General features: G+C 56.8%; 13 protein-coding genes. 7 read left to right on the top strand and 6 right to left on the bottom strand.

Going from position 1 to position 14,613, the window contains the following annotated elements; translation table 11 throughout:
• Positions 1–63 precede the first annotated feature (63 nt).
• The 3 genes from FHX06_RS28130 (at position 64) to FHX06_RS36095 (ending at position 1,209) form a co-directional block, all read left to right on the top strand.
• Positions 64–366, top strand: a complete 303-nt coding sequence (locus tag FHX06_RS28130) for a putative quinol monooxygenase (RefSeq protein WP_112542206.1) — start codon at positions 64–66, stop codon at positions 364–366.
• Between the two features lie 106 nt (positions 367–472).
• Entirely contained in the window at positions 473–997 is a 525-nt protein-coding gene (locus tag FHX06_RS36100; RefSeq protein WP_281413456.1) for a GGDEF domain-containing protein, read from the top strand.
• The gene (locus tag FHX06_RS36095; RefSeq protein WP_312866600.1) at positions 940–1,209 is read left to right on the top strand and encodes a GGDEF domain-containing protein; all 270 of its coding nucleotides are present in this window, start codon (positions 940–942) and stop codon (positions 1,207–1,209) included. The genes FHX06_RS36100 and FHX06_RS36095 overlap by 58 nt, the downstream gene beginning before the upstream one ends.
• Before the next feature lie 229 nt (positions 1,210–1,438).
• Here the strand turns inward: FHX06_RS36095 and FHX06_RS28120 are convergent, their stop codons facing one another.
• The gene (locus tag FHX06_RS28120) at positions 1,439–1,804 is read right to left on the bottom strand and encodes a winged helix-turn-helix transcriptional regulator (RefSeq protein ID WP_112542207.1); all 366 of its coding nucleotides are present in this window, start codon (positions 1,802–1,804) and stop codon (positions 1,439–1,441) included.
• 162 nt (positions 1,805–1,966) lie between these two features.
• On the opposite strand from FHX06_RS28120, the gene FHX06_RS28115 reads away from it, so the two are divergent.
• Positions 1,967–2,650 carry an EthD domain-containing protein gene (locus FHX06_RS28115; protein WP_112542208.1) on the top strand — a complete coding sequence of 228 codons (684 nt, stop codon included), beginning with the start codon at positions 1,967–1,969 and terminating at the stop codon, positions 2,648–2,650.
• Between the two features lie 100 nt (positions 2,651–2,750).
• On the top strand, positions 2,751–3,158 hold the full coding sequence (locus FHX06_RS28110; RefSeq protein ID WP_112542209.1) for a VOC family protein: 408 nt from the start codon (positions 2,751–2,753) through the stop codon (positions 3,156–3,158).
• A 31-nt stretch (positions 3,159–3,189) separates the two neighbouring features.
• Here FHX06_RS28110 and FHX06_RS28105 read toward each other — a convergent pair whose 3' ends face one another.
• Positions 3,190–4,338, bottom strand: a complete 1,149-nt coding sequence (locus FHX06_RS28105) for a site-specific integrase (protein ID WP_183881653.1) — start codon at positions 4,336–4,338, stop codon at positions 3,190–3,192.
• Positions 4,339–4,536: 198 nt separating this feature from the next.
• On the opposite strand from FHX06_RS28105, the gene FHX06_RS28100 reads away from it, so the two are divergent.
• Positions 4,537–5,688, top strand: a complete 1,152-nt coding sequence (locus FHX06_RS28100; RefSeq protein ID WP_183881651.1) for an RHE_PE00001 family protein — start codon at positions 4,537–4,539, stop codon at positions 5,686–5,688.
• Between the two features lie 37 nt (positions 5,689–5,725).
• On the opposite strand, the gene FHX06_RS28095 is transcribed toward FHX06_RS28100, so the two are convergent.
• Genes FHX06_RS28095 through FHX06_RS28085 form a run of 3 tightly spaced genes read right to left on the bottom strand, consistent with a single transcriptional unit; the run spans position 5,726 to position 10,556 of the window.
• Positions 5,726–7,531, bottom strand: a complete 1,806-nt coding sequence (locus tag FHX06_RS28095) for a UvrD-helicase domain-containing protein (RefSeq protein WP_112542261.1) — start codon at positions 7,529–7,531, stop codon at positions 5,726–5,728.
• Positions 7,531–9,807 (bottom strand): ATP-dependent nuclease, encoded by a 2,277-nt coding sequence (locus FHX06_RS28090; protein ID WP_312866598.1) that lies wholly within the window; start codon positions 9,805–9,807, stop codon positions 7,531–7,533. Before FHX06_RS28090 ends, FHX06_RS28095 begins: the two co-directional genes overlap by 1 nt.
• Positions 9,768–10,556, bottom strand: a complete 789-nt coding sequence (locus tag FHX06_RS28085) for an AbiJ-NTD4 domain-containing protein (RefSeq protein ID WP_183881648.1) — start codon at positions 10,554–10,556, stop codon at positions 9,768–9,770. The genes FHX06_RS28090 and FHX06_RS28085 overlap by 40 nt, the downstream gene beginning before the upstream one ends.
• Positions 10,557–10,658: 102 nt before the next feature.
• Here FHX06_RS28085 and FHX06_RS28080 point away from each other — a divergent pair, with 102 nt between their 5' ends.
• Positions 10,659–12,083: a DUF6035 family protein gene (locus FHX06_RS28080; RefSeq protein WP_112542258.1), complete on the top strand. Its 1,425-nt coding sequence runs from the start codon at positions 10,659–10,661 to the stop codon at positions 12,081–12,083.
• A gap of 68 nt (positions 12,084–12,151) precedes the next feature.
• Here FHX06_RS28080 and FHX06_RS28075 read toward each other — a convergent pair whose 3' ends face one another.
• The gene (locus FHX06_RS28075) at positions 12,152–14,530 is read right to left on the bottom strand and encodes an NACHT domain-containing protein (protein WP_112542257.1); all 2,379 of its coding nucleotides are present in this window, start codon (positions 14,528–14,530) and stop codon (positions 12,152–12,154) included.
• Positions 14,531–14,613: the final 83 nt, after the last annotated feature.

The raw sequence follows: 14,613 nt of genomic DNA, 5'->3' as shown, positions 1-14,613 counted from the left end.
CGTTGCGGATGAATGAACACCCCAGATTGCCGAGAGCCTGCAGTCTGGGAGAGGAGAATACCCATGCTTGTCGTAACAGGCTACATGCACGTCAATCCGGCCGACCTGGCGCAGTTCGTGGCAGAACTCAAATTGCTCGCAGTCAGTACGCGCAAGCGTTCTGGCGCCATCGCCTATGATGCTGCCGTTGACGATCCCCAGTCAGGCCGATTGTTGATATCGGAACGCTGGGTGGATGAGGCTGCGCTCAGCGCTCATCTGCGGGCGGCTGATACGATCGCGTTTGTCAGCCGCTGGAACGGCAAAATGCGAGGGGAAATCCGGAAATACGACGCGTCAAACGAACGAGAGATTATGGACCCTTGATACAGCCCCTCGAGATTGGGCGCATAGCCTGACTTTTATCGAAGTGGTTCAGCCGTCTTTAAGTGCCTGAGGTCCAAAGACACTTCCATTTTCCATGGTGGTGTCGATGCGTCGCATTATTGAAAAGTCATTTTTGACTGGCCTGTGCTCGATGCTGGCCTCACTGGCTCTCTCGTTCTGGATCGTGCCATTACTGGGCGGGCAGGTGGTTGGAGCGGGGCTGTTCATGACCATCTTCTGTCCGCTGGCGATATCGATTCCGGCCTCGGCGTTTCACTTTGCCCAGTCCGAGAAGATTCGGCGGGCTGAAGCGGCGACGAAGGAGGTTCTACAGCAGCTCGCAGAAGCCTACGAGGCCCTTCGTCTCCAATCCCGCACCGATGGCCTGACAGGAGTCCTGACACGGAGCGCCTTCATGGAAGAACTGGAGGGTATGAGTGATCGCGGTGTATCCGGGGTCCTGCTGTTTCTAGACCTGGATCATTTCAAGATGATCAATGACCGTCATGGTCATGCAACGGGTGACGAGGCGCTCCGCCTGACCGGCCGAATTCTCTCCCGCTACCAGAGACAATCAGTGTCGCCGGACGCCTGGGCGGTGAAGAATTCGGTCTGTTCCAAAGCGGTCTAACGTTTGAAGAAATGCACACCCGATGTGAAGAGATCCGAGCGGAAATTGCTGCCGTCGTTTTACATGCGGCTTCCGGCTCGCGGGTGCAGATATCGGCGAGCATAGGAGCGTGTCAATGCCCGCCTGGTTTTGACCCGTCCGAGCGCCTGAAAGCCGCGGACGAAAATCTCTATCAGGCGAAATCACTCGGCAGAAACAGGGTCGTTGCATAGGCGACGACGCTGAACCATGGGCTTTTGGAGCGCTGCGACGAAGGCCACTTTTTCTGTGTCGATCGGCTTGATCAAGCGCAATCAATCCCCTTGAACTCACACAGTTGAAGCGCTGGCCGTTCGCGTGTTGGCTCCCCTCTCGACCGGTATCCGCCGAGCGGAATTGCTGCGCGAGGTTCGTCGGGCGGGGCGAATCCAGCCGCGGCGGTGAACTCGAAGACGCGTCAGCTCACTCCGCAGCACGGCCGTCAAACGCTTGACGCGCCTGCTCCACATCATCGACATGCTCAATGGTCCATTCATGGAGCGCCTGAAATGGACCCAGCAGCGAGCGGCCAAGCGGCGTGATGGTGTACTCGACCCCGATCGGCGAGGTCGGAATGATCCGGCGGGAAATAAGTCCATTGCGTTCCAGCCGCCGCAGGCATTGTGTCAGCGCCTTCTGCGTCACGCCCCCAATGTGCCGCTTGATTCCGTTGAAGCGCATCGGGCCCGCATCCAGCACGCTGATCACCATCATCGACCACTTGTCGGCGATATTATCGAACAGCGAGCGGCTGGGGCAGCTTTCATCGAAGTGCTGGCAGACGGACATTGGGTTTCCTCAGCGATACCTAGGCGACTGTAAGTGCGTTCTTGCAACTAAGTAGCAGACGTATACCTATCTCACAAGTTGGGGAGAAATGGCTCTCCTACGACTTCCGCACGCGTGACATTCGCGCCGATACAAATGAAACTATACTAGTTAGGACCTCTCGTGATCCGCTTCTTCTCTCTCCTTCCCCGCCGCCCCGACATCGACCGCCAGCGCTTCCACGACCACTGGCGTCACCCGCACGGCACCCTGGGCCGGCAGATCCCGGGGATGCTCACCTATGTCCAGGCGCACCAGTTTGACACCGACCGCCTCGGCCCGGGGCAGGACCAGTACGACGGTGTCGCCATGCCCTCGTTCGACTCTCCAAAGGCCGCCGGCGCACTGGTCGACGAACCCTTGTTCGTCGATAACATCCGTCCCGACGAGCCGTTGTTCCAGGACCTGCCGAGGGTCATCTTCTTCATTACCGAGGAGGAGGTCATCGTTTCGCGGCCCCCAATTGGCGCCGGAGCCGCGGTTGATCGCCAATGGGACGTGCTGGAGCGGCCGACAAGCATTCATCTCCTTCAGTTCGTGCACCGTGACGGCAATCCCGGTTGGGCGGACGCGGACGACGACGCGCTCGGCCTGCGGATCGGTGCGCTAGGCCACGCGGTGAACCGACCGAGTGTCGAGGTGCATGGCGACGAGCCACCGTTCCTAGGGGCCCGTCAGTTGTGGTGGCCCACACTGACGGCGTTCCAGGACGGCGTGGACGCCGATCGGGCGGCATTCGACGAACTCCTCGCCCGGGCCGGACATTCCGTGACCATGCTGGCGGTCTCGGAGCGTTTCCTGCGCTGAGAGAGCCTGAGCCTGTCATTCTCTATCTACGAGGACGCTGAGCGCTCCAGCCGCGAGCTGGCAGCGTCCTCGACCTTCACCACCGCAGAAGGGCATCTTCATGATCCTCAAGACATACACCCGCATCGTCACGACAGACCTTGAGTCCACCGTGGCAACGCTCAAGGCAGTCCACGGCACCCAGCCCCATCTCTGGCTAAACTATGACCCCGTGACCCTCGTCGGTATTGGCGACGTGCTCGCGATTGGCGGAACGGATGAGGTGCTGGCGCCGATCCGCGGCAGCCTCGGTCCTTGGATCGTGGAGGACATTGACAGCGCCAAGAGCAAGCTCCTTGCAAACGGCGCGTCTGTGATCCGCGACGTAGGAAACATTCCGACCGGACGAATGATGTACATGAAGCATGCCGACGGCAGCGTGGTGGAGTACGTCCAATGGGCGCCTGAATTGGTCGAGCAGCACATTCTGGCACCACTACGCGTCGGGACGCCGGCCTCGCAGATCTGACAGAGAGGGTGCCGTCGAGGATGAGCGGTCCCTACAGCATTCGAGCGCCCCGGCCGCTCCTCCGGGTCGCATTGTTGTAATAGCTCGAGGCCTGCTGAACTGATCGGTGCCTCGATTGCTCCATCGCTTCGGGGAGGGGGATGCCGCGATTGGCCGCTTCTGTCAGATACCCCGACCGCAGTCCGTGCGCCGAAAACTCCGCACTCTCCAACTCGGCCATCTCCGCCCGCTGCTTCAGGATCGCATTGACCGACTGCGGATCGAGCTGGCGCCGCGAGACAGTGCCCCACCGCCCGATCGCCCGAAACACGCTACCCCTGTCGATCTTCGCCGCCACCAGCCAGGCATTCAATGCCTCAACTGGTCGGCCGGTGAGATAGACGAGGTCGTCCTGCCCGTCGGTCGTGGTCTTGGTGCGACCGAGATGGATGGCCAAAGAGGGGAGGGGAGGGCCGTCGGGCACCTCGATGGGCGCCTCGACCGAGAGCTGCTCGACGCGCAGTCCGGCGATTTCGCTGCGCCGGCGGCCGCCGGAGGCAAAGGCGACCATCAGGATGGCGCGGTCCCTGACATCACGCAGGCTGTCGGTCACACAGGTGGCGAGAAGCTTTGCCAAAATATCGCCGGTCACGGCTTTCGCGCTCTTGCGACGGCGCTGCCTCGGGACGGCGCGCACCGCCAGGCGGATCGCTTGTTTAAGGGCAGGGGAGGCGAAGGCGCCAGAATGTCCTCGCCACTTTGTCAGCGTCGACCAGCTGGCCATCCGCCGGCGCACCGTATCCGGCGCATGCGGGCCGATGGATTTTAGAAACCCCTGGCGCCGGAGCTTGTCGTCGACATCATCCGGCATGCCATGATCGGGGTCGTTCGCTCGCTTCTCAGGATCCCACAGATGATGGGCGACGAATTTCAGCAGCAGCGCCTCGGGCGCCGGCCAGGGCAGCGAGTGGCCGGTCGCGGCCAGCCCCCAGGCTTCGAGATAGGCGAGATCGGAGGTGAGAGCCCGCAGGGTATTGTCGCCCATGCCGCGCTCGACGAGATGTTTGAGCGTTTCGACATCCTGGTCGGTAAGCAATTCCGCCAGTTCGTCGCGGCGCTCCATCGGCAACACGGCGGCAATGGTGTCGAGTTCTTCGGCGCGGCGCTCGACGGCGGTCAGGGACTGTTTAGCTTTGGCCACGCGCGCTCCAAAATCGCTGTATTCGGCGGCCTTCAGGGCCGTGATTTGCCCCGATTCTTTCCGATTTGCGACTCGAGATCAACTACCATCGATAAGCAGTACTTATCGATGGTTACAAACCCAACCCGCCATCATACCATGTGAGGAACCACAATACCCCTATAGAGTTCCTTTAGCAAATCATTTAGCGTGATTTCAATGTCTTACGATCTCGCTAATTTGCCTATCCTGAGACTGCTCAAGCCCATATCCGCGGCAGGAACCGCGATCGCCCGTCTCGACGAGCGCATTGCTCGTTCGCCGGTCGGCGCCGGCTTCCTCGAACGGCAAAACTTCGCCGACGCCTGCGCCTCGCTGTGGATCGACGGCGAGCTCGTCCATCTCGAAGACCTCGTCCTCCACGACGCCTTCCGAGACACCCGCACTCCGACCCACGAACTCACCATCGCCCGGGACGTTCTGCGCACCCGCCGGCGCATCGCCGCACAGTCCCCGGATTGGGCGCTCTCGCCGGAAGGCATTCGCACACTGCGGCAGACTTCGGAGATCACAGCCGCCGGCCCTGAGGCGTTTGGGTCGCCCGGCGTCATTCGGCCCGCGGCCGCTGAAAAAAATCCGGAAGGGGAGGGGGACGATGGTGTCGATGCGGGAAATCTGTCCGGCGTCGACTACGCCGCCATCGATGCGCTGCTGGCCCGATCGGAGGCGGCGATTGAGGACGCCAGGCGGCCCGGCCACGTCGGCGGCCGTTCGACGGCCGGCCGTCCCGAAAAAGACCCGATGATCTATGACCTCGACTGGGACGAGGATGCCCGGCTTGACGAATGGCGCGCCGTGCTCCGTCAGGCCGAAAATTTGCCGGCGACGCTGCAGGCCGTTATCGCCCTCGATGCCTGGAACGAGCTTTCCGTCCTTCAGCACGCGCCCTGGCTCGGACGGCTACTTGCCGCGTCGATCCTGCGGCAGGCCGGCATCACCACCGGCGCCCATCTCGCCGCGATCAATCTCGGCCTCAAGACCATTCCCGTCGATCGGCGCCGGCATCGCGACCTGGAAACCCGGCTGCTCGCCATCGCCCACGGATTTCTGGCGGCCGCCGAGATCGGCCTGAAGGAACATGACCGGCTGGTACTGGCGAAAACGATGATGGAGCGGAAGCTGGAGGGGCGCCGGATATCTTCAAAACTGCCGGAGCTGGTCGAGCTCGTCATGGCGAAACCGCTGGTGTCGGCGAAAATGGTAGCAAAAACGCTCGACGTCACGCCGCAGGCGGCGCGGCGGATCGTTTTGGAGTTGGGTTTGAGGGAGATGACGGGGAGGGGGAGGTTTCGGGCGTGGGGAGTATTATGATAGAGGCGCGGCCTTGCTCACGCCAGATTCCCTCTGGCTACCCGGCATCATCCATAAGATCATAAGCAAAATTACTCTCCGCGAGCACCTGCGTGGCTTCATATGGAACGCCAATCCCGCTGATCCGACCTGTTTCAGCGATCAGGTGCAGGTTCTTTCTGGGGCGAGAGGCAACGACATAGAGCAGTTTGTTGGCGCTCTCTGCCGCGTTCGGATCTGAGAAGTGCGGAACCATTCCCTCAAGGAGCGCAAAAGCGATCACGGTATCGAACTCCGCTCCCTTCACCCCGTGAATCGTCGAAACCGTTATGCCAGCTCGGGTGGCGAACACACGTCTGAACATGGCAATGCTCGATACGCCTTGAACGCCGGCATCTTCCAGCCGTTGGATTTGAAGTCGGGACCGTTCGAAAAAAGCGACGTGGTGCTCCTGGAGCGGTGGGAAAAGATCGATCTCGATGTCGAGAGCCAACAGCAGTTCCGCAAAAAACAACTCCAAATATTCTAGCCCGTCCTCCACAGCAATCTCGATGCCGTTGCAATGGCGCAGCAGGTCACGCGGCGAGATCTTTGAGACGTCGACACCCGCCGATCTAAGATGATCCAAGATTTCCTTGGCCCATCGTGTGCGCCGGACGAAGAGCTGTGGATCTGGACGGGTCAGGGCGATACGTGAGATCTTGAACCAGATGTTGTCCTGGTCACGAGAGAACGGCGCCATGCCGGGGCCATCGAAACTATACTCTGGAAGTGCTGCAACGAGACGCCTAGTGACCGCAGCCAGCTGGATCCACTGTGGTCCAACCACGCAAATTTCATGAGGAGGAATTCCGAGCGTCTCGATATTGTAACGGATGAGCCGGACGATTTCGTCGTCGAGTTCCTGCTGATTGATCTCCTGATTGAACGATACAACGCTCGGGTATTCTTTGTCAGGACCAACCGCTTCGATGACCGCTGGAACGACGCAATAATTGGAAAAGTAGTCGACAACCCTGTCCGAGGAACGGTAGTTGCTTGCAAGGCTTTTATCGGCAAGTGCAATGCCTGCCAGAGCGGCGAAGTCCAAACGGCTCATGGCGAACCCGCCTAGCGATCCGTAGATTGCCTGATTAGGATCGCCAACGATGAATGTCTTTGTATTCCCAGCTGACGCGCCGAGTATCGCGGCGACGATCGCATACTGGATCTCCTTTGTATCCTGATACTCGTCAATTAGGATGTATTTGAAAAGCTTACCGAGCAGGAGTGAAATAGAGGGTTGGGCGGTGATAAGGTCGTAAGCGCAACCCAAGATCATCTCAAAATCGATTAGCCGGTTCTCCTCGAGATGCTGCCAGTATCCGTTCAACACGGAAAGCGCAGCTAAGCGTCGGTACGGGTTCGCATTCTCCAGCTGACACCCCGCTGTCGAGTAATAATATCTGCAATCGAATGCCCGAACTTGATACGGTGACTGATGGCAAAGTTGGTCCAGAATTGCTTCAGTTTCATGCTGGTCCACCACGCGAAACCCATTCTGCAGCTTCTGGTGATAGATGGAGTAAGGCCGCAAGATCCAATCAAGGCAAAACGAATGGATTGTACCGATCCATAGCCGGTCTGTTGCCACGCCCAACCGCTCGATCCGCTCGGCGATTTCCTCGGCGGCGCGGTGCGTGTACGTGATGGCAACAACCCAATGACGTTCGCTTTCGAGCTTGGATAACTCTAATGCGATTTTATAGGTCAATGCTCTGGTCTTGCCGCTCCCAGGGCAGGCGGCAAGGTACACGCTTCCGTCATGCTCGATGGCGTCCACCTGCTCTTCGTTGAGGTCGCCGTCTTCCCAGACAAAAACCATCAAGCGTATCCCAGAACATCAATGATGACGTCTCCCGCCATCGTGCCGATGATCGCTTCTCGAAGTGGTTCAATCTGCAGATCGCCGGCGCGGAAAGCTTCTACCTGGGTACGCAACGCCATAACCTGCGCCTCGGAAATAACGGTCGGATCCGTGTGGAACTTCAGCCGGTGATCAATCATGTTCGCTAGCACTCGTCGGCTCAGGGGTTTGTGTGCGGTAAAGATCGCTTCCACCAAGTAGCTGGGGATTCGCGTCGTTCCTGTAACCAACTTGGCAACCTGAATTGCCAGCCAACCCTTCTTGGCGTAGCTAGCCATTGCGAGGATCCGCTTTCCGTAGATCGCCACATCGCCGGAACGCAGCTCCGCGGTTGCCGCAACAATGGTTGCGGCGTCGCTGTACACAGAATTGAGCACCGAAACTGTCAGTTCGACATTGCCCGCCGCAACGAAGTCGACTTCGAACGTACGCGGCGCGTAGTGAACCGAAATCCAATCGTTTCCGTCCTTGAAGGCCGTCAAACGAGTGCGTCGTGCGACGCCAGCTGCCTGCGAGCCGAGCGCCTTCTCTTTGGCAATCTTCAACGCATCAGAATCGTCCGGATGCGGGTCAGTGTTGAAAAAGATCGCGTCGAGATCAGTCACGATTGCACAACGTCGACGAATGCGATCATCGTGAAACAAAACAGCGACGTTCTCGAAGCCAGTACTGCGGATGTTGATCAGGCTTATGCCCAGTTCGTCGAGGCTCACACCGAGCACCTCTTTGACCAGCACCGGCACGAGGATTTCTTCGGCGTCGCCCTCAACCAGAATCACGCTTTTCGCGAACAGAAGATTGCTGCGGACGGCATCAAGATAGCGCTGGATGCTCCGGATTTTTGGTGCTTCCAGGCCAGCGCTCGGCTGGTATGCTTCGCAGCGCGACCCGCTCCGGCCCAAGATGTTGACATTCTCAATGTTGCTAACTTCGGAAATCTGGGTTGAGTGCGTCGAGTATATCACCTGAGTGTCGGTATAGCTCAATCGGTCGAAAAGGGTCTTCTGAATATGGGTGTGAATATGCGCCTCAGGTTCTTCAACGACTAAGAAGTTGGCGCAGGCCTGCTTTGCTTTCTGGTACTTGAACTCGAGAAGCTTCAGGGTGAGAAATATGAGGTTGGCGCCTCCGAGGCTCAACTCGTTGATGGCTCCCTCGTATTGATCGTCCGTCTCCCCAACAAACAATTTTAGGGATTGAAAAAGCCGATCAGCTTCACCCGGGACAGCCGATCGCACTGCGAGGCTCGCTGGCGAATAAGTTTCGCCGGCAGCATCCCGGATCGTTTGGCGAATGTCGGCCCGGATTTCTCCGACGTCGGGAATCGCCTCGATTTCATTGTTCAGTTCGTTCACCCGCTCAGTGATCGGGGCAAGCACTGCCGGATCCAGATCCCCGCTTTTGCTGCGGAGGAGCGTCAAAAGGGGATTTGTTCTCTGGCCCTGGAACTCACTGACTACGTCACGAAGCGCTTGGATGAAGGTGAAGCAAACCTCCTTGCTGACCGACATTATGCCTGGAACCCTTCCTCCGAGGGCCGCTGGATGAAGCTCTGTCGGAAAATGCACGGTTTCGAAATTTCCGACTAGTTCCTGGTACACGGCTGGATCAGAAAAGTCCGCGGTGCTTTTGCCGGTGAAGACGGTCTCGTAGTCGTCCAATGTGACTGCGTTCAAGATCGCCGACAAACCCGCCTGGTCGTCTTGATCGAGTTGCGCCAATCGCGTCCGGACCGCGGCATTCGGCCGGAAAATGAGATTGTAGGTTGCCCGAGCGATCGCTTCGTCTTCAATAACTCCGGTCCCATGTAGGAAAAGTGCTTGTACGGCTTCGTCCTGAGACACCTCCGCGAATTCTATGCTGATGATAATCCAATGGCCGCGCCAGTTGCCGATCCCGCGATGAAAATCGCTTTCATCCATGCGATAGGCCCAGCGAAGGAAATCGTCGTCCAGCATCAGACGCATCGCGCGGAACAGATTGGTCTTGCCTGATCCGTTTTCACCGATGACGGTGTTTATGCCTTTGTTGAAATGAAAACTTGCGCGCTCGAAGTTCCGATAGTTAACGAGCTGAACGCGAGAGATATGCATCGGGAACCCTTTTTGAATCGCCAGCAGGCATACGAATTCGATGGACCGTGACGAGCCGTTGCTGCCAATCTTTTTGGCCGCGTACCTTTGAAGGTAGCGTGCTATACCGACCGGTTCAGGAGAAAGACGGCGATGCTGCACGCAACGCTGACAACGAGCTCAGCCTCGGCAGCACTTGCATCGCGCCCTTCCTGTACATGTCGGCCATTTTGCGAAGCATATCCCCAGAGCTTGTGTAACGCGTCGCCCAATGGGGGCGTGAGGGCGAGACCATTGATGAGCTGACCCAGGTTCATGTTTGGCGCATTGGATAGGTCACGAGCGACACATTCAAGCGCCGCCATAGAATGCTGGATTGCGCCGGTGCGATCAGGTTCGGGTCGGCGTGAAATATCCTCTAAGGCTTCGCGGATCTCCCCTGCTGCCGTATATCTTCCGCTCTTGGCAAAGGTGGCAACGGCCTCCTCGGTGGCAACTTTGAACGTTTGGCCGCCTCGAAAGACGATACCGTCTGGATGCTTTAGCTCCCACCCGATGCCTTTTTCACGAAAGCCGCGGTTTAGTTCGCTTCCAAATCGAGTTTGCTGATCAGGTCGGCGATCGAGAGACCGCCAGATAGCTTCGGCGATGTCATAAACTTTATACCAATCGCAGTGCTGGAGGAGCCCAAGAACCTCGTCCCAAACGTTCGGATATTCACTCCAATTCCTGGGATCCGGTACCTCCAAGAGGACGTTGCAAACGATGGACCGAATTTCGCTAGGCCTGAGGTCGCATTTTTCCGCGATGCTGGCGACCTGGAAACGGAGAAAGTCGGGCGCATCTTCCCGAATGGAAATGTCCGGCTCGGCCCCGCGGTAGCCGTGTCTATCTGAAAAGGCTCGGTCCATTTCCCCCCCGCAACAACGCAATCAACCGTTGGATTTGCTCATTTTGCGTTCGAAAATGCAACCGAATCTCAGTAGGCTCGCAGAGATTCGAAGGTGAACGTCATGGCAGTGCAAGGAAACGTTACGTTCGATCCTCTCGCTTTCGCCGAGCCTGTGAAGGATCCCGAAATCAGCGAGATTATCGATCTCGAAACTGGCGCTTTCCTCGATGTTGTTTCGTTTATCTCAGGGCGCCGATATGATCGACTCATTTCCGAGAGGATGTCGATTAGCGAGAGTCTCGCCAACACACCGAGGTATGGGTGCGCTCTGTGTGCGACTCCGGTCTATCTCGTAGCTTCACGAGAGAAACGCTTCTTTTTCCGGCACAGTCGTGAGGATGGGTCCTGTCCGTCCGTTACCAGATCCCTATTGAGCCGGGAGGATATCAAAGCTCTGAAATATCGAGGCCAGCGGGAGAGCCTTGCCCATCGGGTGGTGAAGGAGCGGATCGTGCGAAGTCTATCCGCGGACCCGTCCAACGAAAAGATCCTGGTTGAAAAACATTGGCGCTCCATACGAGAACCAGCAAGCCGCCGGCAACCTGATGTCCAAGCCATCACCGTGCACGGGCGCGTTGCGTTCGAGGCACAACTCTCAACAACCTTTCTGGACGTCGTCGCTGGTCGGCGAACCTTCTACCGCGACGAAGGAGCGCTGCTTGTTTGGATAATGGCCGAATTCGACCCTAATTACCGCCGACTAACGACGGATGACCTGTTGTTTCCCAACAACTCGAACATCCTTGTGGTCGATGAGGAAACTACGGTTCTATCTGAAAGCACCGGGACATTTTATCTTCGGGCGCATTTTCGAGTGCCGGAAATTGTTTCGGGCGCCATACAAGACCGATGGAAGTCAGAAATCATAGCCTTTCGGGATCTCACCGCCAATCTTGCTACACAGACGGCATGGGCCTTCGACTACTCAGGCCAGTCGGAACAGCTTCTAAAGCAGGAAAAGGAAAGCACTGAGAGTCGCGACGACGATTTGCGCGAACGGATTTGTTCCTTCTGGATCGGGAGGAACCACCATACGCCTGGCGGCGTGTCGACCGAGGAAGCTTGGCTCAGCCTGATTGGAGAATTGTGGGCCCGGGGCGTAACGCTACCGGCCAACGAGAGACATGATAGAGCAGTAACCGGTCTCATGAACGGAATTCTAAGCGCTCGCGTGAAACAGCCGGTTGGCTGGGACTTCAAGCACCTCGTCGAGGTGGCACACCGAATATGTGACGGCTATCCCGAGCATGCGTTGGCGATGGGCTTCGCGCTTCGCATATACAGGTGCGAAGAATTGTTGGTATCTCAAGACAAGAGCAGGAAATGGGAGAAGCGCGCCCGCTTATTGAAGGAGGCAATCCGCGCCGGTGATCAGCGCTATCTGCCTGATCAGGATACACTGCCATTTCTGAAATTTGTGTTTCCCGAGGTTGGTGAAAAGATCGAGCGGTTCCTTGCCTCGCGCCTCGCGCAGTCGAACTTTTGAGAACGATGTCGGTGCTATCCCAACAACGGAAAACCACACCAGAGGACCGAGATTATGCTCCGGTGGGGTTAGTTTCTCGCCGGTCGAAACGTGTTTGAAGCACCCGCCAAAAGTTCGTCAGACCTGCCGTGCACCTGTGCGCTGAACCTGTGCAATGACTTGGGTGGCAATGAGAGGAGAAATTCTTTTATCTCGACTGAAAGCCCCCGAATGGAGCCGATTTTCAAGGTGTAAATTTTTGTGTCCTTGCTTGGTGCTGCGTCGTAACCGCTAACATACAGGCTTTTCTGGCAGGCATCTCGGGCGAAGCGCTTCATCTCGCGCACATCCACTGAGATTGCCCCTCGTTCAATCGACACGCATGTCGAAAGAAAGACCATGTGCGCGGCTGGCCCGTCGACGGAATAAATGGAGGAACCACCTGTCAGCATCTCCTTGAGCTTGAAGATTCCAACTTTGTTCAAGATGAAAGCCACGAGACGTTCTAACAAAGGCTCGCATTTTGCTTGGCCCAGATAGTCGGCGGATAGCGCGTAAGCTACGCCCACTCGGTTGACGGGAGTCGCCTTCGAGAAAGTGTTGAATAGGAAACTTTCGATCTCCTGCCGAGCTCTCCCATTCTTCAAAAGGTACTGGTAATAGACGTACAGGCGGCCAGGCGTGGTATTGCCCTCCGCCAGTGTCTTCTCTTCCTGCTCGATCGCCGGGTCCCGCGCGGTAATCATGAGGACTTCTGAACTGATCGTGCCTTTAGCGTGCTCAAGCCCGGCGCGCATGTTCGAAACTGCCTCTGCTGGACCTTCCGCAATGAACGACAGAATCTCGCTATTCATGTAGCGGAAGAAGGTAGTGTACATTTCGATGCTGAATTTTTCTCGACAGAAGAATTCTGCGACCAGGAATTCGACGTAGCTCTTGTGGGGGAAATAGTAGATCCGCGGCCCTTTCGTCCCAAGTACCGAGGGCTCGCCAACGTGCTCCACCACAGATCCGACGATGATCTCTCTGAGTGCGGCGTCGCTGCTGCGCGAATTTCGTATTGATTGTGGGACGAAATCGGCCGGTACTTCATTGGCTCTAAAACGGTTTTCCTTTTTCTCGGTTAGAAGCCACCACGCCAACCTCTGCATGAATATTGTACGGGGGTCGCTGTATCCGATGGACGAATCGCCCAGCTGATCGACAGTTAGCTTGCGGCTCGCCTTCGAATGCTCACGATGGACAAAACGGTAAATGAATTGAAAATAGAGATCATATCGGCTGAATTTGCCCTCCGGCGCCGCGGCACTGCTCATGATTGTCGTGAACATATTCAACTGGACCGGTCTCGACAGAATGTCGAGCTCGTCTTCGAGCGCCCTGTCTTTGAATTGCCTTAGGCGGTTGATGTTTGGATCAGCGGCTTTCCGTGCAAGAAAGTTGTCGAGGTAAGTGGCTACTTGGTCCCTGCGCAACAGGTCAACTTCCACTTTTCGAAGGCGGCGCAAGTCACCGAGCACATTCGTTAAGATCGCGTCGATGACAGCATTTTCTTCCTCCGCCGAGAAGAAAGAGTCGGGTCTGCCAAGTATAATAGTTTTGGAATTGCCTTCGAAAAGAAGGGCCATATCCTCGAATATGAACTTGAAATCGTCGAGCGTCATGGCGTGGCGCATCTCGTCGAAGCCGTCCAAGATCAGAAGGAAATATCCCTCACGGTTCATCTGAAGGAAGAGATTGTAGGAAAAGTTTTGGACGGCGGCGCCTCCATCGGCGCCGGTCAACGCTGAGCATATGACACCTTTGAGGTCCTGTTTGGTGAACAGGTCCCCAAGCGTCAGTCGGATTGGTATCCTATCGAATTCCCCCGATCGGTGCCGTTCGGTCATCAATTTACAGAAATACAGGCTAAAACTGGTCTTCCCGACGCCGTATCCACCGTAAGTGAGCAGGATATTCTCGTCTGATGCGAGCCAATCGAGAGCTGCTTGCTCCAAGCTCTTGTTTTGCCCTTTTACGTTGGTGTGGATGAAGTTCTTCGAAGAATCGTGATTGTGATAAGCCGCAATGTTGTCCTGAAGAACATAGCTAAAATTCATCAGCGTCGTGACAAACCGCTCAAATGAGACGTACGTCACATCACGCAATGCTGAAGTCGACCTTGATGGCTGTTGTGAAAGCTCCTTGTCCCCGATGATCAATAAATTATCGATTTCACCGCTGTCGAGCGACGGCCTGTAGAGATTATAAATTTCCGCGATGTCAGAAGAGGCGAGACCTTTCTTCCAGTCTTTGCACTCAACGGCGATTTTCTTCGGAAAAAGCTGACTGCTTTCATCAATGAAGAAGACGTCTGCAGTGGTCACTGCGAGACCTTTTTCGAGCTCCACGTCAGCGTGGATGCACTTCAAGAGGCCAGCTACTTTATCTCGAAGAGAGGAGCCTGCGGGTTTCAGCTTTGGCGCCATTTCGAACAATCCATATCGTTTGATGAGTAGCTGACAAAGCCGGTTGTCGTCTACGCAGAATTCAAGGCCGGAGCTCGCTTCAC

The organism is Rhizobium sp. BK512, assembly GCF_014194915.1.
Taxonomy (GTDB): domain Bacteria; phylum Pseudomonadota; class Alphaproteobacteria; order Rhizobiales; family Rhizobiaceae; genus Rhizobium.
This window is presented reverse-complemented; position numbering and strand designations above follow the sequence as displayed.